Origin of the sequence: Pontibacter ruber (genome assembly GCF_023630205.1) — a bacterium.
Lineage (GTDB): Bacteria > Bacteroidota > Bacteroidia > Cytophagales > Hymenobacteraceae > Pontibacter > Pontibacter ruber.
In genome coordinates, this window is sequence record NZ_JALPRR010000003.1 from 466,158 (window position 1) to 489,174 (window position 23,017).

24 protein-coding genes are annotated in these 23,017 nt (G+C 49.7%); 10 read left to right on the plus strand and 14 right to left on the minus strand.

What is annotated here, in order from left to right:
- Positions 1–141 precede the first annotated feature (141 nt).
- Complete coding sequence (locus MJ611_RS13820; protein WP_250430410.1) at positions 142–510, plus strand: hypothetical protein; 369 nt, start codon at positions 142–144, stop codon at positions 508–510.
- A gap of 100 nt (positions 511–610) precedes the next feature.
- On the opposite strand, the gene MJ611_RS13825 is transcribed toward MJ611_RS13820, so the two are convergent.
- From MJ611_RS13825 to MJ611_RS13830, 3 genes are read right to left on the minus strand one after another with little or no spacing between them, the layout of a single operon-like run.
- Positions 611–931 carry a VOC family protein gene (locus tag MJ611_RS13825; RefSeq protein WP_317233143.1) on the minus strand — a complete coding sequence of 107 codons (321 nt, stop codon included), beginning with the start codon at positions 929–931 and terminating at the stop codon, positions 611–613.
- Between the two features lie 31 nt (positions 932–962).
- On the minus strand, positions 963–1,088 hold the full coding sequence (locus MJ611_RS20645) for a VOC family protein (RefSeq protein ID WP_317233144.1): 126 nt from the start codon (positions 1,086–1,088) through the stop codon (positions 963–965).
- Between the two features lie 21 nt (positions 1,089–1,109).
- Entirely contained in the window at positions 1,110–1,643 is a 534-nt protein-coding gene (locus tag MJ611_RS13830) for an SRPBCC family protein (RefSeq protein WP_250430411.1), read from the minus strand.
- A 236-nt stretch (positions 1,644–1,879) separates the two neighbouring features.
- Between MJ611_RS13830 and MJ611_RS13835 the strand changes: the two genes are divergently transcribed.
- Positions 1,880–2,860, plus strand: a complete 981-nt coding sequence (locus MJ611_RS13835; protein WP_250430412.1) for a GlxA family transcriptional regulator — start codon at positions 1,880–1,882, stop codon at positions 2,858–2,860.
- A gap of 9 nt (positions 2,861–2,869) precedes the next feature.
- Here the strand turns inward: MJ611_RS13835 and MJ611_RS13840 are convergent, their stop codons facing one another.
- Together MJ611_RS13840 and MJ611_RS13845 are read right to left on the minus strand one after the other, a co-directional pair.
- Entirely contained in the window at positions 2,870–3,622 is a 753-nt protein-coding gene (locus tag MJ611_RS13840; protein ID WP_250430413.1) for a LytR/AlgR family response regulator transcription factor, read from the minus strand.
- Between the two features lie 298 nt (positions 3,623–3,920).
- Complete coding sequence (locus MJ611_RS13845) at positions 3,921–4,937, minus strand: sensor histidine kinase (RefSeq protein ID WP_250430414.1); 1,017 nt, start codon at positions 4,935–4,937, stop codon at positions 3,921–3,923.
- A 213-nt stretch (positions 4,938–5,150) separates the two neighbouring features.
- Between MJ611_RS13845 and MJ611_RS13850 the strand changes: the two genes are divergently transcribed.
- From MJ611_RS13850 to MJ611_RS13860, 3 genes are all read left to right on the plus strand, one after another.
- Entirely contained in the window at positions 5,151–7,604 is a 2,454-nt protein-coding gene (locus tag MJ611_RS13850; RefSeq protein ID WP_250430415.1) for a TonB-dependent receptor domain-containing protein, read from the plus strand.
- A 238-nt stretch (positions 7,605–7,842) separates the two neighbouring features.
- Entirely contained in the window at positions 7,843–8,535 is a 693-nt protein-coding gene (locus MJ611_RS13855) for an alpha/beta hydrolase (protein ID WP_250430416.1), read from the plus strand.
- Positions 8,536–8,566: 31 nt separating this feature from the next.
- The gene (locus MJ611_RS13860; RefSeq protein WP_250430417.1) at positions 8,567–8,914 is read left to right on the plus strand and encodes a DUF6717 family protein; all 348 of its coding nucleotides are present in this window, start codon (positions 8,567–8,569) and stop codon (positions 8,912–8,914) included.
- A gap of 8 nt (positions 8,915–8,922) precedes the next feature.
- On the opposite strand, the gene MJ611_RS13865 is transcribed toward MJ611_RS13860, so the two are convergent.
- Entirely contained in the window at positions 8,923–10,035 is a 1,113-nt protein-coding gene (locus MJ611_RS13865) for an AI-2E family transporter (RefSeq protein ID WP_250430418.1), read from the minus strand.
- Between the two features lie 234 nt (positions 10,036–10,269).
- Between MJ611_RS13865 and MJ611_RS13870 the strand changes: the two genes are divergently transcribed.
- A complete protein-coding gene (locus tag MJ611_RS13870; protein WP_250430419.1) occupies positions 10,270–10,545 on the plus strand; it encodes a hypothetical protein in 276 nt (91 codons plus the stop codon).
- A 3-nt stretch (positions 10,546–10,548) separates the two neighbouring features.
- Here the strand turns inward: MJ611_RS13870 and MJ611_RS13875 are convergent, their stop codons facing one another.
- The 3 genes from MJ611_RS13875 to MJ611_RS13885 form a co-directional block, all read right to left on the minus strand.
- Complete coding sequence (locus MJ611_RS13875) at positions 10,549–11,457, minus strand: alpha/beta hydrolase family protein (protein ID WP_250430421.1); 909 nt, start codon at positions 11,455–11,457, stop codon at positions 10,549–10,551.
- Between the two features lie 38 nt (positions 11,458–11,495).
- A complete protein-coding gene (locus MJ611_RS13880; protein ID WP_250430423.1) occupies positions 11,496–12,260 on the minus strand; it encodes an alpha/beta hydrolase in 765 nt (254 codons plus the stop codon).
- 86 nt (positions 12,261–12,346) lie between these two features.
- Positions 12,347–13,306, minus strand: a complete 960-nt coding sequence (locus MJ611_RS13885) for a YihY/virulence factor BrkB family protein (RefSeq protein ID WP_250430425.1) — start codon at positions 13,304–13,306, stop codon at positions 12,347–12,349.
- Between the two features lie 207 nt (positions 13,307–13,513).
- Here MJ611_RS13885 and MJ611_RS13890 point away from each other — a divergent pair, with 207 nt between their 5' ends.
- The 4 genes from MJ611_RS13890 (at position 13,514) to MJ611_RS13905 (ending at position 18,209) form a co-directional block, all read left to right on the plus strand.
- Complete coding sequence (locus MJ611_RS13890) at positions 13,514–15,574, plus strand: glycoside hydrolase family 172 protein (protein WP_250430426.1); 2,061 nt, start codon at positions 13,514–13,516, stop codon at positions 15,572–15,574.
- 298 nt (positions 15,575–15,872) lie between these two features.
- Complete coding sequence (locus MJ611_RS13895) at positions 15,873–16,160, plus strand: hypothetical protein (protein ID WP_250430427.1); 288 nt, start codon at positions 15,873–15,875, stop codon at positions 16,158–16,160.
- Positions 16,161–16,469: 309 nt separating this feature from the next.
- A complete protein-coding gene (locus MJ611_RS13900; RefSeq protein ID WP_250430429.1) occupies positions 16,470–17,624 on the plus strand; it encodes a zinc-dependent alcohol dehydrogenase in 1,155 nt (384 codons plus the stop codon).
- A gap of 15 nt (positions 17,625–17,639) precedes the next feature.
- Complete coding sequence (locus MJ611_RS13905; protein WP_250430431.1) at positions 17,640–18,209, plus strand: hypothetical protein; 570 nt, start codon at positions 17,640–17,642, stop codon at positions 18,207–18,209.
- A gap of 137 nt (positions 18,210–18,346) precedes the next feature.
- Here the strand turns inward: MJ611_RS13905 and MJ611_RS13910 are convergent, their stop codons facing one another.
- The 5 genes from MJ611_RS13910 to MJ611_RS13930 form a co-directional block, all read right to left on the minus strand.
- Positions 18,347–19,489, minus strand: a complete 1,143-nt coding sequence (locus MJ611_RS13910) for an MFS transporter (protein ID WP_250430432.1) — start codon at positions 19,487–19,489, stop codon at positions 18,347–18,349.
- A gap of 107 nt (positions 19,490–19,596) precedes the next feature.
- The gene (locus tag MJ611_RS13915) at positions 19,597–20,736 is read right to left on the minus strand and encodes an erythromycin esterase family protein (protein ID WP_317233149.1); all 1,140 of its coding nucleotides are present in this window, start codon (positions 20,734–20,736) and stop codon (positions 19,597–19,599) included.
- 9 nt (positions 20,737–20,745) lie between these two features.
- Positions 20,746–21,000: a hypothetical protein gene (locus MJ611_RS13920; RefSeq protein ID WP_250430436.1), complete on the minus strand. Its 255-nt coding sequence runs from the start codon at positions 20,998–21,000 to the stop codon at positions 20,746–20,748.
- Positions 21,001–21,107: 107 nt separating this feature from the next.
- On the minus strand, positions 21,108–21,839 hold the full coding sequence (locus MJ611_RS13925; RefSeq protein WP_250430437.1) for an N-formylglutamate amidohydrolase: 732 nt from the start codon (positions 21,837–21,839) through the stop codon (positions 21,108–21,110).
- A gap of 75 nt (positions 21,840–21,914) precedes the next feature.
- Positions 21,915–22,820, minus strand: a complete 906-nt coding sequence (locus MJ611_RS13930; protein WP_250430439.1) for a S66 peptidase family protein — start codon at positions 22,818–22,820, stop codon at positions 21,915–21,917.
- Positions 22,821–23,017 lie beyond the last annotated feature (197 nt).

A 23,017-nucleotide genomic window follows, 5' to 3' on the forward strand; every position in this document is an offset into this window, starting at 1 on the left:
AAAAGCCAAGCTAACTTTCCAGCTTCGAAGAGATTATAGTTGCATATTGCTAATAATATTAGTAATATGCAGCTAATTACTCCACTTACAGTAACTTTATATTTCTTTTTGCGTAAAATATTAGCAAAAAGAAGTAATAATATGAAACTGAAGATAGAAGAAAAACCATTTCTGCCGGAAGGAAGGCACGTCGTGAAGATCACAGAAGTGGAAGAAGGGAGAAGCGAAAACAAGGACATTCCTTTTATCAACTGCCGGCTCGAGAACGAAGAAGGGTTTGTGAACCAGCGCTTTTACCTGAGCGAACCGGGGCAGCCGATCCTGGCATCTTTCCTGAAAGCGCTGGGTATAGATAAAACCGAAGTAGATTCAAAAGAGCTGAAGGGCAAATCCCTGTCTGTGGAAGTAGAGGAGCGATCTTACGAGGACGCTGATGGCAAAGAGAAAACCATCAAACAGGCTACTCATTTCGAAGCTGTTGGCAAGGCAGATACTTCAAACCGGTTTTAAGTACTGTAAGTATAAAAAACAAAAAGGAGCGCTTGCGCTCCTTTTTGTTTTAAAGCATTTGCTGCGGTAAGTTATCTGTTTACGGTAGCAAAGCCTACGTTCAGATATTTGCCGGTTCCGACTGCTTGGCTTGTGCCTGGTTTGTTTGGGGCTGCTGGTTTTCGTTGAAGCTCACCATCCACTGCACCCCGAATTTATCGGTCAGCATGCCGAAGTAATCGCCCCAGAACGTATCCTCCATTGGCATGTTTACCTTGCCGCCTGCCGATAACCCGTTGAAGATTCTGTCTGCTTCTACCTTGCTTTCCACACCTATTGAGAGTGAGAAATTATTGCCGGCATTCAGCTTTTGCCCCATCGACTCGAGCATGTCGGTTGCCATCAGAATGGTGCCCTGGCCTACAGGCAGCGCAATGTGCATGATCTTGTCCTGTTCCGCTTCCGGAACCCTGCTACTTTCGGGGGGTGTCTCTGAAGCGGAGCAGCATCAGAAACTCTCCTCCAAAAACGGATCTGTAAAAAGTAAAGGCTTCTTCGGTGTTGCCTGCAAAGTTCAGATAAGGATTGATAGTTGCCATAGTTTATACTTTGTAAGAGGTTTAAGCTTGTACTTTCAGTTTTGCAAGGTAATCTTCCAACTGGTCGAAGGTGCCGGTGCAGCCCTTATGCAGTGCATCAAGAGCTTGCTCAAATGTTTTGCGCTCTTCTGCAGTCGCATGAATGGGCTGAGACCTTTGGGTGAGGGTAGTTTTGCCATCCTGTTCGGTCAGGGTCAGGGTGTTGTGGATTTCCAGCGGCCATTCCTGGCTGAACGGAGCGCGGATTATTTCGCCTGTCTCATCCGAAAAGGAGTTGATGTACACAAGGCGCTCTGGCTCCACAATGCTGCTGTAGATAAAACGCCCCCACATGCTCTGGCCATCCGGCAGCCCTATGCAGTAGTGAAACATGCCACCCGGTCGCATTTCAAGTTTGGCTACTTTCAAAGATAGTCCTTTCGGTCCCCACCATTGCTCCAGTTGTTCTGCCTCGGTCCAGGCTTTAAAAACAAGGTTGCGGGGCGCATCAAATACGCGTGAGATAACAAATTCTCGTGCTGCTGTTTCCGGCCTCGTTTCATTCAGATTTTCCATGTTTATAGGTGTTTTTAGAGTTTCAGATCTTATTCGCTATAGTACTTTTTCTTCCAGGCTTACAGCCGGTTTATTCGTTTTTTGCAGCGTGCAAAAGGGAAAAGAAGTATACATAATTAATGCTATTATTCCCAATTGCGACAGTACAAACATACTATAAAGGAAAGGGAAAAAGCGGGTATAAATCCGGCAATGAAAGGGTTGATTGCGACAACAAAATCGTATACCTTAGAAGTATGAAGCATATATCCATTCTTGTTCCGAAAGGGGCTGTTTTGGGCAGTATTGAAGGCCCACGGCAGGTTTTTACAGAAGTAAACAAGCTGATGCAAAGTATGGGAAAACCTGCTTTGTTTGATGTGCAACTGGTGGGGCTTTCTGAAAACGTGTCAGCTGCCGGCGGTATTTACACCGTGTATACCGACGTGGTGGTACAGGATGTCAGCAAAACAGACCTGATCGTAATTCCTGCGCTGGATGGCGACATTGTGAAAAGCCTGGAGTATAACCATGGCTTTGTGCCCTGGATTGTGGAGCAGCACCAAAATGGAGCTGAAGTAGCGAGCCTGTGCCTGGGCGCCTTCCTGCTGGCCTCCACCGGGCTCGTTACCGGGAAGCAATGCGCCACCCACTGGATGGCTGCCAACGATTTCAGGAAGATGTTTCCGCAGGTGCAGTTGGTAGAAGATAAGATCATTACGGATGAGCAGGGGATCTACTCCAGCGGAGGCGCCTTCTCATACCTGAACCTTATTCTGTACCTGATAGAGAAGTATGCCGGGCGGGATGTGGCCATTTTTATGTCGAAGGCTTTCCAGATAGAAATTGAGCGCCGCAGCCAGTCGCCGTTCATGATCTTTAAAGGGCAGAAAGAGCACGACGATGAACAGGTAAAAGCCGCGCAGGAATACATCGAGAAAAATTTTCAGGAAAAAATAACGGTAGACGAGCTGGCTTCCATGGTGGCCCTGAGCCGCAGAAATCTGGAGCGCCGCTTCAAGAAAGCGACGGCTAACTCCATTGTAGAATACATCCAGCGCGTGAAAATTGAAGCAGCCAAAATGAGCCTGGAAACCTCCGGTGAGCATGTGAACGAGGTCATGTATAACGTCGGTTACTCTGACCCGAAAGCCTTCCGGACCACCTTTAAACGCATCACAGGTTTATCGCCGGTGCAGTACCGCAGCAAGTATAACCGGGAGATGGTGGCGGTGTAAAAGTATAAATTATACTTTGTGCCTGTCCCGGATCATGCTCAGGAAGCTGTCGCGGTAGGTTTCACCCAAAGGGATTTCCTTTTCGCCAATGTAAACGGTATGGCCGTCTATCATACTTACTTTATCGATGGAGATGATGTAAGAGCGGTGCACGCGGTAAAATGGCGGCTGGGGTAGCTGCTCTGACAGGTCTGTTAAGGATTGGTAGGTAACCAGCCGTTGCCCCGGCAGGAACAGCGATACATAATTTTTCAGGCCTTCCACATACAGGATGTCGCTGTAAGCCACCTTCAGGAATTTATTCTTGCTTTCGCCCTTTACGAACATGTAATCCGGTACCGGTGATGCGGCAACCGGCTCGGCAGGTTTTAGGGCTACAGCCGGCGCTACTTTTACCGGCTCCTGAAGCTGCAGCATACTTTGCGCCTTGTGCACTGCCTTCAAAAACCGGTCGAAGGGAATGGGCTTGAGCAGGTAATCCACCACGTCGTGCTCGTAACCTTCCAGCGCATACTCCGGGTAGGCGGTTGTAAGTATAACTTTGCACTTGCTGCCGCAGATCTTCAGAAACTGTATGCCCGTCAGTTCCGGCATCTGTATATCCAGGAACACCAGGTCTACCTTACCTTCCTGCACCCAGTTGATAGCCTCTATCGGGCTGGTGGTTTTGCCGACCAGCTCCAGGAAAGGCACCTTGCTGATGTAATCGGCAATGATATTGGCAGCGTACGCTTCGTCGTCAACGGCAATGCAGCGGATCATGGGTTTTAATTATGAATTACGAATTACGAATTATAGGAAGTGTAAGGATTTTCAGGATTAAAATAACACAATTAGGATTAATATACCGCATTGTCATTGTAAAATCACTTTTACTTTAATCCTCACTATCCTTTCTTATCAACTCCTGTCCATCCTTCCAAATCCTGTAAATCCTGATTCAGACAGCTTTGTCAAAGACCTCACAGCGTCTTTCAGACCTGTGAGTGTCTCGCTAAAACGAAGCAACACCTGTACCTCAGACGCTCACAGGTTTGTTAAACACTGTGAGGTCTAATGTTCAGCCAGTCTGCAGCCTCAGCATGGTTTTATACTGCCGGCCATCTTCGTGTACGTACAGGCTATACTTTCCGGGGTAGATCAGCTCCAGGCGGCGGCGGATGTTGGGCAGGCCGATGCCGGTGGTCTGGTCTTTCTGGCTTTTGTTGATGCGGTTGCTCACCTCAAAGTATAAACTGTCCTTTTCCAGCTGAAGGTTGATAGTTAACGGGGCGGAGGCATCGTCTACCACGCCATGCTTCAGGGCGTTCTCTACAAATGGGATCAGCACCAACGACGGCACCCGCTGCCCGTTTACCTGGCCCTGAATGGTAAAGTTCACAAAGAAGTTGTCCTCGAAGCGAAGTCGGTAGATGTCGAGGTAATTGTGCAGGTAATCCACCTCTTTCTGCAAGTCCACTTTGCCGTCTTTGCTCTCGTGCAGCATGTAGCGCATTAGGTCAGAAAGTTTAATAATAGCGCCGGCCAGTTTATCAGAAACTGGGTAAGCCAGAGAGTATAAATAGTTGAGCGTGTTGTAAAGGAAGTGCGGGTTGATCTGCGTTTTCAGGAAGGCCAGTTCGGCCTGCGTTTTTTCCTGCTTCAGGTTGCGGTTTTCACGTTCCTTCTGCAGGGTTGTCTCAAATGCCCATACTACTCCTCCCAGAAAAATGCCTGGCATAGACCAATACAGGTTATCAAAGAAAAAATAAGAAAGAGTAGTGTTTATTCCGTAGTTCCGGAAGCCAAACAGGTACGGGTACAGGGTTTCTTCGATAATATAGCGAAGGGCGATATAGGTGAACATGACGCCAACAATACCCAGCACAAGTAGGAACCAGTTTTTAAACTTCAGCCAGAGCGGAAAAACCAGAAAATAGCAAAGGTAGAACTCCACCATGCGCAACACATCCTGTGAAAAGGAAAGCATCAGGATATTGAATTTCCAGTTGTAGATAAAATAACCTAAAAGGGTATAGCTGAAATAGAGCGTCCAGCCCAGCAGGTGAAGTCCTATCTTTTTTTGTAGTGCATTCATACTCTAAAAGTATAAATAAGTAAGCTCAGGCGCACTTTTATTATATCAGCCCATTGTTTTATTATGCCAACCCTCGCTTTTCTGATTTCAATCCGTATTCGGCTGCTATTTCAGGTTTAGGATAGTAGTTGAGGCGGTTCGGATAATATAATTTAGATCGCATAAACGGTGCTGCATCTTTGGCTCAATATCAACAGAACAAATACCTGAGCCATGAAAAAAGCATTTACCACTACGACAAAAGCCAAAGGACAAAAGGCGTTCAGAAGTATAGCCTTGGCTATAGTTTTCTGCTTTATAGCATTTACTGCATGGGCACAAACAGGCGCAACGGTGAAAGGGGCCGTCACAAACGCTACCACGCAAAAGCCGCTGGACTATGTGTCGGTGGTGTTGCTGCAGTTGCCCGATTCGGCAGTAGCGGCCTCGGAGATGACCGATGCGGCAGGTGCTTATACCTTTGCGCAGGTGAAGCCGGGCAGGTATACCGTTAAAGCGCTGATGGTAGGTTTTACCCCGGGCAGAAGTATGGCCTTTGAGGTGAAGCAGCAGGTGGTGCAGGTGCCGGGTATAGCCTTGCAGGAAAGAAGTAATGCACTGCAGGAAGTGGTGGTAAAAGGCCAGAAGCCGCTGCTGGAGCAGGAGGCAGATCGTGTGGTGATGAACGTAGAGCAGCTGAACACGGCAGGCGACAACGCCCTGGAGGTGCTCAAGTATGCGCCGGGCGTACGGCTGGACAAAGACGACAACATCCTCTTTCGGGGAAGCGGCAGCGTGCAGGTGCTGATCAACGGCAAAATGACCTACATGAGCGGTGCCGAGCTGCAGAGTTACCTGAAATCGCTTCCGGCCTCTGCGGTAAGCAAAGTGGAGCTGATCGCCAATCCGCCAGCCTCTTTCGATGCAGCGGGAACAGCCGGTATCATCAACATCAAGCTTAAAAGAGACGAAACCCTGGGCATGAACGGCTCGGCGAACCTTGGTACCGGCTATGGAAAGTATGAGAAAGTATGGGGAGGCCTGAACCTGAACTATAACACCGGCAAAGTGAGCCTGTACACCCGCCTGAACGCCGGCCACTACAACTCTTTCAACCGCCTTATTTTAAAGCGCAACATCAACGACAGCCTTTACAACCAGGTTAACTACTGGCACCCGGTCACCAACAGCTACAATGTAACGGCAGGTGCCGATTATTTTATCAGCAAAAAACATACGGTAGGGATCATGGCCAAAGGATACGCCTCGCCGGAGAACACCCTTACCACCAGCAACTCCACCAATTACGATGCCGCCGGCAAAACTTTCGGGCGTATGAGCATGCACAACCCTAAAGAGTCCGGCACCGACAACTACAGCCTGAACCTGAACTATAAATTCGACATCGACAGCACAGGCCGCAGCTTAACCTTGGATGCGGATTATGTAAACTACAGCAGCTATGCCGATGAGCACTTCACGAATAACTTTTACACCGCTTCCGGAGAGGCTACACAGGCTCCTTTGCAGCTGCGCAGCTTCAGCAAAGGCGAGGCAAGTATACGGTCGCTGAAAGTGGATTATGTACAACCCTTTGGCAAAGGCTACAAAGCAGAGGCAGGCTTCAAAACCAGTAGGGTAAGCAACGAGAGCGATATCAGGTTTGAAGAGCAGCAGGAGCAGGAATGGGTAAACGACGGGAAGCGCACCAACAGCTTTGTATACAACGAAACCATACATGCGGCCTACCTGAGCCTGAACGGGAAGCTTAGCGAAAAGCTAAGTATGAAAGCCGGTCTACGGGCAGAGCAAACCATTGCCGATGGCCACTCTGCCACCACAGGAGAAAAGATAAACCCGGACTACCTGAAGTTTTTTCCAAGCGTGTTTGTAAGCTACAATGCGAATAAAAACAATCAGTTCTCGGTATCCTACAGCCGCCGCATCAGCCGCCCATCCTACCGCAGTATAAATCCATTCACTTTTTACGCTGATCCCTACACAGCTATACAGGGCAACCCATTTCTGCAGCCTTCTTTCTCTAACTCGCTGCAGTTTAATTACAACTACAAAAGCTTCCAGTTACTGAGCCTGAGCTATATCGAGACGAACGATTTTGTGTCAAACGTAATTAAGCAAAACGATGAGACAAAAGTGAGCATCAGCCGGCCCGAAAACCTGAGCAAAGCCACCTACCTGAGTGCCAGCAGCGGCGGCAGCCTGCCAGTAAAGGATTGGTGGACAGCTACCCTGCAACTGGAAGGTTCTTATAACACCGTTACGTCGCCACTACAGGGCTCGGAGTATAACCACTCCCGCTTCAGCTGGTCGGCCAGCACCGAAGAGAACTTTAACCTGCCTAAAGACTACAAACTGCAGCTTTCTGCCTACTACATGTCGCCGTCGGTGCAGGGTTTGTACAAGACAAAAGCCGGCTACCAGCTGGACCTGGGTGCGCAGAAGATCCTGTTGGGCGGCAAAGCCACGCTCAGCCTGAAACTGCGGGACGTGTTTAACACCAGCCGCTTCAGAGCCAACTTAGCGTACAACAACGTGAACATGTACTGGCAAAACCAATGGGAGAGCCGCCGCCTGAACCTGACGTTCGACTATAAATTTGGCAGCAGTAAAGTAAAGACAGCCCGCAACCGCAAATCCGGTACCAGCGAGGAGGAGGGAAGGCTGTAACAGCTCAGGCGGCGGTATTTCGCCGCCAACAACTCTTCTGCAAGGGATGTCTCCAACAGAGTTCATGCGGAAATGGATGTCCTCATGAACTCTGCCCCTTACCTATTACCCATTACTTTGGCATTAGGATTTATACTATCGACGGCTTTTATACTTTGCGCAACCGAAAACTTACCTGCACAGCAGCACCGGTTTCTCGTATGCTATAAAGTGCTCATACTTTATCAGATGCGAAGAAATGGTAACAGCAAGAGGCAAGTATAAAACTGGTAGGCTAACTACAAAACCAGGCAAAACAGGCAGCAATGCCGAACCGAAAACGGGTTTCCAGCGGCTCGGGTTGGATACGCAGAAGGACGGATTCATTTACGTACCCCAACGGTATGACAGCAGTCGTCCGGCTGCGCTGGCTGTTATGCTGCACGGCGCAGGAGCCCCGGCCGAACAAGGGCTCTCGCTGCTCCATGACTATGCCGATGAGGAAAACATCATCCTGATTGCGCCGGCTGCACGGTCCTATACCTGGGATCTTATCGCAAGCGATGCCTTCGGATCGGACGTCATTTTTATAGACCAGGCACTTGCCCAAGCATTTGGAAACTATGCCATCGATACAACGCGTGTTGCTATTGGTGGTTTTTCGGATGGTGCTTCGTACGCGCTCTGCATCGGCCTGACAAACGGCGACCTGTTTACCCACATTATTGCCTTCTCACCGGGTTTTGCCTACGCCCTCCAAAAGAAAGGGAAGCCTGCCGTATTCATATCGCACGGCGTGCAGGATGCTGTCCTGCCCATCGACCCATGCGGAAGGCGGATCGTGCCGTTGCTGAAACACGATGGGCTGGAAGTAAAGTATACCGAATTTCAGGGAGGGCACGAAATTCCGCCTGCTATAGCTCAGAGTGCGGTAGAGTGGCTCACCAGGTAACGTATAACCAGTAACTCAGAAAAAGCATCTTATGGCAACTGCTGCTAAAAACGTGTTTACCTTTCACAAAGAACCGCACGGCACCTGGTACATCGACCTGCCAGCTTACCCCGGCCCCAAAGGCGATTTGGCCATGGTGGCCGGTGCCGACGACATGCTGGACCACCTGGCCAAGGGCAGAACACGCGTTGTAGTAGAAATGAGCGAAAAGCCCTTTGACGGCGCACTGGCAATGGAGCAGGTAAAAGCAGGAGAGCCCGGAGGTGGGGCTTATTACAAACCCATCGACCACAAGATCCAGTCGGTATGGCTTTGCGATGTGACTACATTTGCCTTGGGCCACTTCCCGGAGAAGATCTATTTCCGGGCTGTAGCATAACAGTTACATTAGTCGTCCGACTTATCCGAAGCATCAGTAGGGTTGTATAAAGGCGCAGTCTCTTCTTCGGCATACGCTTCCTTGCCGAGTATATAACCGTAGGGGTGTAGCCGCGGAACACGATCAAAAATCACTTTCAGGCTGGCAAACAAAGGCACGAACAGGATCATGCCGGGTATGCCCCAGAGCAGGTTGCCCAGCAAGATCACCATGATCGTGGCAAGGGGGTTCAGCTTAACCCGGGAGCCGGTAATATAGGGCGTCAGCAGGTTGGCCTCAATCAACTGGGTTACCATAAAAAAGATCAGCACCAGCACCGGCGCCCAGAATGAATCTTCGGTCAGGAACGCGAATGCGATCGGGAAAGCAATGCCCAGGAAGGAACCAAAGTAGGGTACGATGCGCAGCAGCGCTGTAATAATGGCAAAAAGCAGCACATGTTCCAGTCCGATTGCCCAGAAGCCCAGCGCGTAGGTTACAGCCAGCACCGTGATAACAGTAAACGTGCCTTTCAGGTAATCGTGGATGATCCGGGAGATCCGGGCCAGCATCACTTTTGATTCCTTCTGGCTCTCAAATAGCCGCAGCCTGACAAAGAAGTTCTGGATTCTTTGCTGGTAGATCAGGAAGAAGAAAGTATAGGTGAGGACGATGAAAACAAACAGCAGGACGGAAAGCCCCTGCACCAGGAAATCCCTGACGCTTTTGAAAACGGCTTTTGCAATATCCGGCTTCTTTTCCTCGATGATCTCTTCTTGCTCATTTTGCGTCAGGTCGGTTGTTTCGTACAGCAGCCACTGCAGCCGCTTAGTTTTTTCCTTTACCTTTTGCTCCAGCCTAGGCAGGTCAGCTTCCAGGCTCCTCACCTGATGGTAAACAACGGTACTTAGAAAGACAAAGGCAGCCAGCAACACGAGGATAGCGATCAGCGAGGCCACAGAGTCCTTCATGTTATACTTGCGCTGCAGCCTGTGCACCATCGGGTACAGCAACATGGCAAAAAAAGCGGCAATGGCTAAGGGTACAAGAAAGGGCTTCCCCAGGTACAAAAGTATGGATACCAGCACTACTGAAAGTAAACCTTTATTCAGCCGGCTCAGGTTGATATTTTTTGTGTTCATCTGTAAAGAGAAGTAAACGCAAAAGCCCGGCCGATGTTGGTACTGCCTGTACGGGAGTTCAGACTGTTATTACAATTTGCTGTTGTTGTCGGCTAGTACTGCAATAACAACCGTCTGGGAGAGGCGTAGAATCAGTGAGATAGTATGTTAGTTACAAGCGCAGGAGCAGCGCGGAAGAAGCTTTTTCTTATAATCAGATAAATTGCAGCCTAGAAAGCTAAACAGAACATCACCATGAGTCAAACCTATAAGCCCATAGACCCGGCTTTTCGCGATGAACTGCAGGTACTGGCAGCTAAAAGAGCCGCTGCGCGCATCCAATTCTACAGCGACATACACGAGTTCCTGAGCCTGCATGCTACATTGAAGGAAATGGTGTCGAAAGAGGATGGCGAATACCTGGTGCTAACCACCGGCGAGGAGATCCGGCTCGACAGGATCGTAAGGATCGGTGACAAACCTGCCCCGGGATATGATGATGATTTCTTTAAATGCGACCTGGGAAGGTAGTATTTACCTGTTCTGCTTCTGCGGAAGAACTGCCTGCACTGCCTCCAGTATTTTTCCCCAAACCGGCGACTGCGGCGCCACCACATCAAAATGGCCGGCATTTGGAAGGAGCATCGTTTCAGCTGCATCGCCTTTGCTCTTAGCAAGGGTTACATATGCAGTTGCCTGGCTTACGGGCACAATAGGGTCCAGCATGCCTTGCACCAGCCGCTGCGGCACCCTGAGCGGCAGCAACTGTATAGGGGCGGCCTGTGCATAACGGGCCGGAACGTCTGCCGGCATGCCGCCCATCAGCTTCGGTACGGCAGCATTGCAGCTTCCTTTGTCTGCTGCATATTGCTCCAGGTCGGCAATGCCCGCCAGCGAGACAACTCCTTTCAATTTTAAGGGCTTTCTGGTGTAGAGCTCACTTTTGCGCGGCAGGTTTTTGCGGCCTGCCAGCCATAATGCCAGGTGCCCGCCTGCCGAATGCCCTATAACGGCTACCTGCTTTCGGTCCAGCGGGTATTTCTTTGCCAGTTCACGCACAAAGTCGGTGCCTTTAGCTACATCCAGGAAAGTACCGGGCCAGCCGCCTCCCACATCTCCCACGCGCCGGAACTCAAGGTTCCAGGTAGCATAACCGGCCTGGGTAAGGGCCGCGCTAAGTTGCGACATATACTGCAGATCATACTGCGATAACCAGCAACCGCCGTGCACCACAACCACCACCGGAAACGGGCCTTTGCCCTCAGGCAAACGCAACTCCCCGAACTGCAGCGAGTCGGAGCCATAAGCAATGCGGGAACCTGCAACAGGGGCGGGAAGGGCTGCGATGTCCTGCCAGGTAATCAGTTTCGGCTTTTGCTCCTGAGCGAAAAGTGTGGAAGATAAAAGAAGGCAGAAAAGCAGGGTGCAAAGTATAAAGCGCATAAGGGTGTGGATGGTGTGAGGGCGTAAAGATACTCGAATCAGTCTGGTTTTGTATGGCTAAATTCGTTGAGTACGCTTGCCAGTTCCCGCTGGTAATCCGGGTTCTCGTTCATGCCGTTGTGTCCCTGTCCCTGCAGTATGATCACTTTATCCTTTGGTTTCAAGTGCGGCCTTAATTTCTCTGAAGAGCCCTGGTAAATGATCTCGTCCGCATCACCATGGAAAAGCACGACAGGGGCGCGTGTTTGCTCAACAAAGCGGTACGTCTCGAATTTATACTTTAGCAGAAAGGCAGGTACAAACGGGTAGAGGCTCTGCATCAGATCAGCGAGGCTGTAATACGGCGCCTGCAGGATCAGGAGTTTAGGGCTATTGGCAGCGGCAAGCATGGCCGCCGCTGCTGTTCCGATCGAGTACCCGGCAACTATTGTGTTGTCTTCGTTATACCTCGTTTTCATGTGATCGTAGGCAGTCTGCACGTCTTCGTAAAACTGTTTCTCGCTGCTTATTTTCCCTTCGCTTTTGCCGTAGCCGCGGTAGTCAAGCACAAAAATATCGTAGTTCAGGTTGGTATAGGTTGGCGCAATCCAGCCCCAGGAATCAACCGAACCTGCATTGCCGTGCAGGTAAAAGACCAGCCCCTTGGGTGCAGCAGCTTTGAAAAGTATACCGTGCAGCCTGGCCCCATCCCTGGCGGGTATAAAGATCTCTTCAAATTCCTGATCAAAGCTAAACCGATGTTGTTGCGGAAGCTTCTCAGGGAAAAAGATCAGGCTCTCCTGTTGAAAAGATAAAAGGCTCATGAGCAGAAGATAAATAACTAAAAGTATACTTCCTGTGACTAGGATTTTCTTTCCCAATATTCTTTAAGAGTATAGCCAAATGGATGTTAATCATGTTCAGGGTCTCCCGCCACATGGTCGGCGTGGTATGCGTTCCGCTGGCCCAACGGTTTTTCTGCGCCAACGGTGGTGTCTTTAGCGGTCTGATGTTCCAGTTCCGAGTTGATTTCGGCGCCCAGCAGGATAATGAAACTGGTCAGGTTAAACCACAGCATCAGGATAATGACCGATGCCACCGGGCCATACGTTTCGTTGTAATTAGCGAAATTGTTTACATACAAGGAGAACAGGAAAGAGCCAAGCAGCCATAAGATGGTGGCGAAGGCAGATCCCCAGCTAACCCATTTGAATTTTGGATTATCCCGGTCGGGAGCGATTTTATAGATAAGGGCTAAGCCAAGCATTACGATAACTGCCAGTAAAAGCCATCTGCCTAAACCAATCAGGGTTTTTATAACGTCGGGAAAGCCCAGTGTGTCTATGACGGCAGGAAAAGCTATTACCAGCAGCAGGCTAATGAGGCCTACAAGTATACCTGCAAAGGTAAAAAGCATGGTAAGCCCGTTCAACTTGAAAAAGCCGCGTTTGATCTCTTCATCATAAGCGATATTGATGCCTTCAAACAACGATTTTGTACCACTATTGGCACTCCATAAACTCAGAAGTATACTTAACAGAAAGCCCCAACCCAGTGTAGTGTCTGAATTTTGTACAATGCTGTGCAGCCTTTCGGTAAGCATTTCGTGTGTGTCGCGTGGCAGGTAAGCCGTCAGGTCGGAGAGGTGGCGTTCTACTTCGGCGGGCTCTGTAACAAGCCCGTAAAGGGATATGAAAGCCGCCAGCGTAGGAAACAAAGCCAGGAAAAAGTAAAAGGCGACTCCGGCAGCAACAATGCTGATGTTATCGGTGCCTACCTGTTCTTTTACCCGCAGCAACACATCTTTCCATCCGGCTTTAGGTATTTCACCCGGGCTCTTTGCTTCTCTTCCTCTGGTATTATCTTTCATGTATACTTGCCTGTAACTTCCATAGCTTCAAACGAAGTGCAGTTTCGATGGTTAACGATTTTTGGAAATCCCTGACCTGAAACATCAACTTTGAGGAGTATGCGTAAATGAATTGATTTGAATATACCATTTATAAAAGCCTGCCAGAGTATGTTTTGAAATCAGGCTAAAGGTAGGTAAGAATAATCAGGCTATACTTTAGAAGCTATGAAACAACTACTACTGCTAACATGCTTACTGGTACTAAGTACAAATCTTTTCGGCCAGGGCAACCAGGTCCGGTATGCTGAGCTGGTAAACAGGCTGACAGATCTGAAAGCCCTGGCTGTATCGCCTGCGGCAGGAGAGGGCAGCGCCATGTGGTCAAGCTACGACCGCCGGAGCAAAGTTGACGCCAACGGGAAATTCATTTTTTGGGACGCTAACAACGATGGCTTAAGCCCGCAGTACATCCGCAAAGAAGGAAAGAATATGGTGCTGGCCGAAATGGAAGGCCCGGGAGCCATTGTGCGGATGTGGTCGGCCAGCCCGGGAAAAGGACATGTGAAAATATACATTGATGGCCAAAAGACGCCCGTAGTAGATCTGCCTTTTATCAAGTATTTCGATACTACTTCCATTCCTGCTTTTGGCTACCCGCAACTGGTGTATGAAACTGCTGCTAGAGGCTTCAATAACTACGTGCCTATTCCGTACCAGAAATCCTGTAAAATAGTGGCGGAGCCGGAGTGGGGGCAATACTATCATTTCAATTACATCAGCTTTCCAAAAGGAACAAAGCTGGAAACTTTTACTTCAAAACTTTCTTCCGAGAACAAAGCTGCCTTAGCCAAAGTCAACCGGTTTTTTGATGATCAGCTTGAGGAGCTACCCTATACGGTGAAGGAGGCCGAGACTCGGAAGTTATCGGAAAGTATACCAGCTGGCGAAACAAAGACCATTAAGATCAAAGGCAGAAAAGCGATCTATGCACTGAAGGCAAGCCTCATGGTAGAAGATAAAAACCGGCTGGACGAGGCGCTGCGGAAGCTGGTGCTGCAGATCCGGTGGGATGATGAAAAGGAACCTGCCGTATGGTCGCCTATCGGAGATTTTTTTGGCTCTGCTCCTGGCTATAACCTGTACAAAACCCTGCCTATGGGCATGACAGAAGAAGCCATGTACAGCTACTGGTACATGCCTTTCGAGCAATCTGCAACCATAGACCTGATCAACAACTTCGACCAACCTGTGCAATTATACCTTACTCTCGGACTGGAAGAGTTAAGCGGAAAGGAGGCAAACCTGAGCCGGTTCCATGCCAAATGGCACCACAACCTGGAGCCCATAGCCGACACAGCCCGCTGGCCCGACTGGACGGTTTTGGAAACAGAAGGCAGGGGCCGTTTTCTGGGCATGTCGCTGCTGGTCTGGAACCCCAAGGGAGGCTCCAACAAGCAGTACGGCGGCGAAGGCAGTTGGTGGTGGGGCGAAGGCGACGAAAAGTTCTTTGTAGATGGAGAGAAGTTTCCGTCCACGTTCGGGACCGGTACCGAAGACTATTTTGGCTATGCCTGGTGTATCCCCAATTATTTTACCCGCGCTTTTCACAGCCAGAACCACACCGAAGGCAACATGGGCTACCAGTCCCTCAACCGATGGCAAATCATCGACAATGTACCGTTTCAGAAGTCTTTCAACGCCTACCTCGAGAAATATTTTCCTGATAAATGGCCCACGCAATATGCTGTTACAGCTTACTGGTATCTTGATAAAGGAGGAAAAGATTCCATTAAACCCACACCTGTCGCCGAGCTCTATGGTTTCGAAAACCGCTTTGAAGCATACCGCATGCCCGGTGTGATAGAAGGAGAAAGTATGAAAGTGGAGAAGAACACCGGTGGCTGGGAAAATACGGATTGGTTTGTAGACGAGCAGCTGTTTGATCAGGTAAGCGGGCATAAGGTGCTGATCTGGCATGGAGAGCCGAAAAAAGAGAGCAGGCTTTCTGCTGCCTTCAACATCGATCAGCCGGGAAAGTATAAACTGGCGTTGCAGGTAATAAAGTCTCCGGATGGAGGCAAATTTCAGGCGGCAGTGAACGGGCAGGCTGTAAAACAGGAGCTTAACTTTAAAAGCGAGGTTAAACCTGGCAAAGCTGAAACAATAGAGCTGGGTACTTTTGATCTGAAGCAGGGAAAGCAGGTACTGGAATTTAGCTGGATTCCATCGAAGTCTGGCCAGAATCTGATGATCGATTTCATAGACCTAGAAGCTGTTCAGCAATAGCCCTTACTGCTAAGAAGACAAAGTATAAATGGCTTCAGACTGGATGTTTTCTGCTGATACTTTAGTGATGGCGGGTGAGGTCAGTGGATATACATAGCAGAGCAATTTTTTTCATACACATTGAATGTCTAAAAGGACACTGAAAAGGTATCAGGTTTGCAGGAGGAGCAATGCTGAAACAGGATAAATACTGATAAAAAATCGGTGTTTGTCCCCGGAGAGCGTTAAATCTTGTTCGTTACCTTTATAAAACATTTCGGTCTGATGATCAGTCTCAAATCCCCGGAAAACAAAAAATATGGTAGAGAATGTGTCGCAGGTTTTGGAGAAGTTTGAAGGTTTGGTGAAAGACGGGAAAATAACCGCTTTCCGGGTAGCTGTAGCTGACGAATGCCTTCAGATAAAAGCCGTCAACAATCCGTTGCAGCAGATAGTGCCTCTGTCCCAAGACATATACGAATCCCTTCATACGTTCTTTCATGGGGTTGGTCAGATTGCCAACGAATCACACGATTACGCAAACCTTAAAAGCTTCGTCAACACCAGGGTAATGCTCGACAAATTGCTAAGCCAAGGCCGTAGCTAAGTTCAACTCCTTTTCCTATCATTGATCATAGAGCTGCAACCGCGTGTTTTTCAAATGCAGCAGCAGTAATCTATACTTCGCGCATCTTTCTTGTATTCTTCCTTTCCGTTTTCAGGCTTATAGTTTCAAAGTAAATAGTTCTATCTGAATATAGAGGTATCTGTTTAAAATACAATTTTTGAAACTTTGAATCTATAGATTAGTATCTATTTAGACTTGAATTTAGTATTTGTTCAGAAGCAGGTCCTTTTACCGGATTCTGAAAAGTACTAATTCATACTTTGTTCAACACTAACTGAAAACAAACTTATGCTGGCAATGAACTACCGGGGGCCCCAGCGGGTCCGCATTGATCATAAACCTGAACCCAAGATTCTGCATCCGGAGGATGCCATCGTTCGGGTTACCCGGTCCTGTATCTGTGGGTCTGACCTTCATTTATACAATGGCAACGTACCGGATACCCGCGTGGGCACGACCTTCGGGCATGAATTTACCGGGGTTGTAGAAGAGATAGGCCCGGAGGTAACAAAACTGAAAGTAGGCGACCATGTGCTGGTGCCTTTTAACATTGCCTGCGGCAAGTGCCACTTCTGTAAACAAGGCTTGTTCGGCAACTGCCATGAATCCAACTCTCAGGCCACTGCAGTAGGAGGTATCTTCGGGTACTCGCACACTGCGGGTGGTTATGATGGGGGCCAGGCAGAATACGTGCGTGTACCTTATGCTAACGTGGGACCTACCGTGATACCCGAAGGTATGGACCCGGACGATGCCGTACTGCTGACCGACGTGGTGCCTACCGGCTACCAGGCGGCCGAAATGGGCGGCATTCAGCCCGGCGACACCGTTGTGATTTTCGGAGCTGGTCCGATTGGTATTATGGCTGCTAAATGCTCGTGGCTGTTCGGAGCCGGCCGCGTTATCGTGATCGACAAGATTGATTATCGCCTGGAGTTTGTCCGCAACTATGCAAACTGCGAGGCCTACAACTACAAAGAGATGGATGATCCGGTGGTGTTCGTCAAGAAAACCACCGACTGGATGGGGGCCGACGTAGTGATTGACGCCGTAGGTGCGGAAGCTACGGGTAACGCGATGCAAAGCATTACGGGCCGAAAGCTCCTGTTGCAGGCAGGCTCTGCTACGGCGCTGCACTGGGCCATCAACTCGGTAAAAAAGGGCGGTATTGTTTCTATTGTGGGTATTTACGGGCCTACTGATAACCTTGTGCCAATTGGCAACGTGGTGAACAAAGGCATTACCATCCGGGCTAACCAGGCCTCCGTGAAGCGCCTGCTGCCAAGGTTGATCGACCATGTGATGAACGGAGTTTTGAACCCGAAAGCGATCATTACGCACCGCATTCCGCTGGAAGATGTAGCCGATGGTTACCGCATCTTCTCCGATAAACTGGACAACTGCATCAAGCCGGTTCTTATTCCGCCATCAGCCAGAATTTAAAGAAAGAGAACGATTATGGAAAATAGAGCTAAAGATTATTCGCATATAAAAGGGTGGGGTATAGATGCCGATCCGAAGAACGATCCGACATACCCCATGAAGCATCGTACCGATGCCGAACAGACAGGCTACAGCTGGCCTCGGCCGACGCAGCAGCCCGAAACTGTGGAAGTGTTGCATTCCATCGAGCGTCCGAATGTAAGCGCAGTGTTTGGTACCTCTGTACCGCCCAGCGGCCTGAGCGGCATGATCCGGCGCCTTGCTTTTAAGGACAGCGAGTCGAGCTACGGACACTGGTTGCCCCTGCTTATTGCCGACCGGGTGAATGTGGTAGAAGGCATCATAGATGACCTGAGCCGCGGTAAGGTGCCGAACATTTTTGCGGAGAAAGGCATGGCAGCGGAATGGAAGTATAACAAGACCAGCTTCTTTACCAAACTGGCTGTTACAGCGCTCATTACGACGGCTGCCATCTCCATGCTTACCGGGGGTAAGAAGAAAAAGAAGTCGAAGAAGAAGCGCTTCGGCAAGTATGGCAGCTACAGCACCTATGGCCGTGATTATCAGTCAGAGCCATTGATGTAACAAGTTGCAAGCTGCCAACCGGTGCCTGTTCTGCAGGAAAATACTTGCAAGGCTAACCGGTGCTTAAAAGTAAAAGCCCCATCCTAAAACATGAAACTTGTTGCAGGATGGGGCTTTTTATACTTATACTTTCAGGATCAGGCAAGTGCTTTTTCCAGCTTAAAGAAGGACCTGGAGATTGGGATGAGCATGATACCAGCAAAGGCAAACGCAATAAACGATACTTTCAGGTTAAAGGCATGAGCCAGGTAGCCGATCATCGGAGGGCCGATCAGCATACCCACGATACCAAAAGTGGCGATCAGGGAAATAGCAATACCCGGCGAATACTTCGTGGAGGCTCCGGCTAAGGTATAGGTCATCGGGATAACGGCTGCCGTCCCAAAACCAACCAGCGAGAAGCCAACCATGGCCGGCCAAAAGCTTGGGAAAGCAATGGACAGGCAAATGCCCGTAAAGATCAGGGCGGCGCTCAGCACGTAGGTTCTGGCCATTCCGAGCCTTTCGATGATACGGTCTGAAATAAAACGGGAAAGCGCCATAAACGACATGAAGATCAGGTAGCCGGCCGTGAACACTTCTTCTCTTACCACCTGCTGAAAGTAGATGCCGCTCCAGTCGAACATACCGCCTTCACATACGGCAGCAAAAAATACGAGCAGGCCCAGGTATAAAATGTAAGGGTCCGGCTTTCCGAAAGCCAGTTTGTTGCCTGAGGTGGAGCGGTCATTACGCAGCATAAACCGGAAGGAAAGCAAAGCAGCCACTACACTTACCACTGCTACCGAAGTTAAGTGGGGCACCATTTCTACTTTTAAGGAAACCAGCAAGGTGGTGAAGGCTACACCTACAATACCGCCAGTGCTCCACAGCCCGTGAAACGAGCCATTTATCTTCTTTTCGGACTGCTTCTGTAGCGTGATGGCCTGCGTGTTCACCGATATGTTGAATATCCGCATGCTCAGCGAGAACAGGAACAGGGCGATCACTAAGGTAAACGAGGAGTTTGCCAGACCGATAAAAGAAAGGCAGATCGAGTTTAACAGGAAAGCTACGGTCAAAGGTATCCTGGTCTCGAACCGGGATACAAGCCAGCCCGACAAAGGGAGCCCGATCAGGGAGCTCACCGGCATGGTCAGGAGAATGGTACCCAGTTCTGCCTCGTTCAGGCTTAAAGCCGATTTGATGGTAGGTATCCGGGAGGCCCAACTGGAAAAATTGAAACCGGAAAGGAAAAAGAATATACTAAGCGAAATACGCTGTTGGGTAAGTAATTGCATTCTGGTAAAATAAGAGCGCAAAGATGCGCATAAAATTCCGTTGTAGGTACAAAAGTTTATACCTGTTTAATTTAACAACCTGTTTGAAAGAGCGATAACAGCACCAGTCAGGTGCCCCACGGGTACATGTCTGGCGGTTCGTTCCGTACAGTGATCTTCTCGATCGGGCGCAGGGCATTGGTGCGGTCAATGTACACGAAGGCATCGTAGCGTTTGGGTATGACAGAGGGTACGTAGTTGCCCAGGTGCTCATACTCGGGGTTGTACACCACCCCAATAGCACGATGGCCTACGGAGCGGTTGAGGAGTTTTTCTTCCCTAATGTTTTTGGAAAGTATGATCTTATCGGCCGGGCTGAGCTGGTGCAGTAAATGTTCCCGGCTGCCTTCTGTGGCAGGCGGCACTTCTATCTTTTTCATGGGTGCGCCCCACTTTTGCGCCGCTATAACAGAGCCGCTGTACGAGCCGAAACCAACTATAAACACTTTTTCATCCCCGTACTCCTTCCGCGCAAGCTGGCCCACGTTCACCTCACCGGCTGCGGCCATGTTGGTGTAGCGGGCGTCGCCTACGTGGGTGTTGTGCTGCCAGACTATGGCCTTGGAATTTGGCCCATGGAAATCGAGCAGGCGTTTGAGGGTTTGCATCATGTGATGGTCGCGGATGTTCCAGGAGGCGGAGTTGCTGCTGACTGCCGTGCGGTAATACCGCTCGCCGTTGAGGGCTACCAATGCGTTCTGCTCTGCTACAAACTGCGCTTCGGTCTTAGCCTTTTCTGCTGACTGGGTTTGTTGTTCCATGGCTTTCCAGAGGCGGTTGGTCTCGGCCCTGCAGTTGGCATCGGCCTTGGCTACGGCTTCGGCGTATTGCATGGCATCGGCACTGAACGGCTGAAAGCACTGGTGTACCTGCTTTGCGGCTTTCACGAGCGCCTGATCTCCTTTTATGTGGGGCATAAGCTCAGTCATGGATTCCCAGAGGCAGTATACATCCAGGCCAAAGAAGCCTGCTTTATCTGCTGACGGTTTGCCCTGGTTGTACTTGTTGAGCCAGGTTACCAGCGAAGCGACCTCGTGGTTGCCCCACATCCAGGTAGGCCATCTGTTGTACTGCCTGAGTAGGGCAACGGTGGCAGCGCTGTCGCGCAGCTCGCCTTTAATGTATTGGTTCACCCGGTACGAGTCAGCCCATTCGCCTTCCACCGCTATAAAATCAAAGCCTTTTTCCTGCAGTAGCCGCTTGCTGATGGCTGCACGTCAGGTATAATACTCTGCTGTGCCATGCGAGGCCTCGCCCAGCAACACCACCCGTGCGTCCCCGATCTCTTGTAGCAGTATGTCCAGGTCCTGCTCGCTACGGAGCGGGTGGTTGGGTATGGTTAGCGTAACGGTCTTTGCTGCTTTCTGCCCTTGTTGCTGTGGGGGGGGGTGCTGCACCCAAGCGGCACAAGCCACAACAGCAGCAATACCAAACTCCACCGGCCTTGTCGTTTCAAAATATGCATACAGCACCTCCCATGGTTAAGGTAAATTTTATTCTTATACATGCTGCTGAGTTGCAGCATCAATCTGGCTTATGAGCTGAACTGACGCTGATGCAGCCGTTCATACTTCGATTTTTATAGCTCTGCATCGTTTACTGAAATCTTGTTGTCCATCAGGCTTTTAAATGCGGAAGTAACTTCCGCTACCACCTGTTGCCATACGTCCGGCTCTCCGTTCAGGAAAAACTTCTGATTTACTTCCAGCTCAAATCCTGCATATTGCTCGTCTGTGAACTTCTTCCTGAGGTACGTTGGGAAGCCATCCGCAGTGCCCGCATACGGGGAGTTGTACAGTATCTTCCGGTCCGGATTTTGTTCTGTAAAGTAGTCTTTCAGTTTTCGGGCAAGTGTTGCCTCCCAATTACGGTCCGGGTCGAAAAGGATCCCGATGTCTGCCTCGCGCACTTCCCCATCCATAGCAGGGGTAAAAGTGTGCACGGCCAGGTGTACTACCTGGTTGCCCGCCGCAATTTCTCCCTGTACCTTTTTCTCCACTTTGTCACGATGCGGGTAATAGATCTTTCCCAGCAGTATTTTCTTGTCCTTTTCAGAAAGATCTTTCGAGTACTCTGAAAAGAGCTCTTCACTGTCGGGGGAACGGTTTGCCTCGGCCAGCAAACGAGAGACAGTGGTGCAGTAGAGCGGGAGCCTGGTTTCGGAGGCCAGGTGTTTTGCCAGCCTCAGTGCACCAAAGTCAATGGCTTTGTGGGTATAAAGTATTTCTTCTTTCCCCTTAAACAGGTATTCATATTCTTCCGGCACTTCATTGCCGGCGTGCTCACAGGTAAGTATATAAGTAACTGGCATGTTTTTGTACAGATAAAAGTGTTTGCTTGTCGGGTTCAACTATCAGGCTGAATGGCTGACCTGCTTTGCAGTGAGTCAGTATATAAAGCGAAGTGTAGTGCCTTTTCCGGAAACATCCAGCTGGGCGTTTGCACCAAAAACCAGGGCTTTGTTTACACCGCTGTGGCCGGCCGGAAAACCAAAGCAGACCGGGAAATCATAGTCCTTTACCACATCCAGGATGATCTCTTCCGGCGTTTTGCCAAAGGGCGGATCGTCTTCTGTGATATCTGTTAAATGGCCCACCAGCAGGCCCTTCAGGTACTTAAACTTCCCGGCTTGTTTCAGGGAAACGAGGTAACTGTCGAGGCGGAACTGTTTCTCGCCCACTTCTTCAAGAAACAGGATCTTGCCGTTGGTGTTTGCCTCCGACATGGTTCCTTTGGCATTGCAAAGTATACTCACGGTACCACCTATCAGTATGGCTTCCGCTTTGCCTTCGCGGTTTAGAGGGTGGGCTTTTATGTGGTACTCTAGGGGCTCCCCGAACAGGGCTTTGCGCAGGCTCTCCCAGGACGAGGCATGGTAGCCCGCTTCCAGGTCAGCGGCCATGGTGCCGTGGATGGTGGCCGTACTCAGCATCCCCTGCACGTGGCTGTGCAGAAAGGTGGTATCGCTGTAACCAACCAGCCATTTGGGTTTATACTTGAATTTGTTAAAGTTCACCTGCTCGATCACCCGGATAATACCGTATCCGCCCATTGTTTCGAATACAGCTCTGATCTGGTCGTTATCCAGCATTTGCTGCAGGTCGTTGCAGCGAAGTGCGTCTGATCCGGCGAAGCTTCCTCTGCGTGCCCCAATGGTCTTGCCCAGCACAGGCTGCAGTTTCCATTCTTTCAGGATACTCACCAGCTCATCGATGTACTTCTGTTCCGTGTAGTTACTGGTACTGAGTACGCCCACTTTATCCCCTGCTTTCAGAAAAGGAGGTAGTATCATAGTTCAGCTTTTCCTCCTCGCAACGATGAAAAACGCGCTTCAGTTGGGAAAACGGCTAAAACCGGGTACTTCTCCTGGCTGCATCTGGAAATTTACCGTTGGTTTCTTCAGTATTACTACTTAGTTCGGGATGTGGCAATAGCACAGGTTACTGAAGTTATACCCTGACATATGAAGTATCAAGAAGCTATACTTAC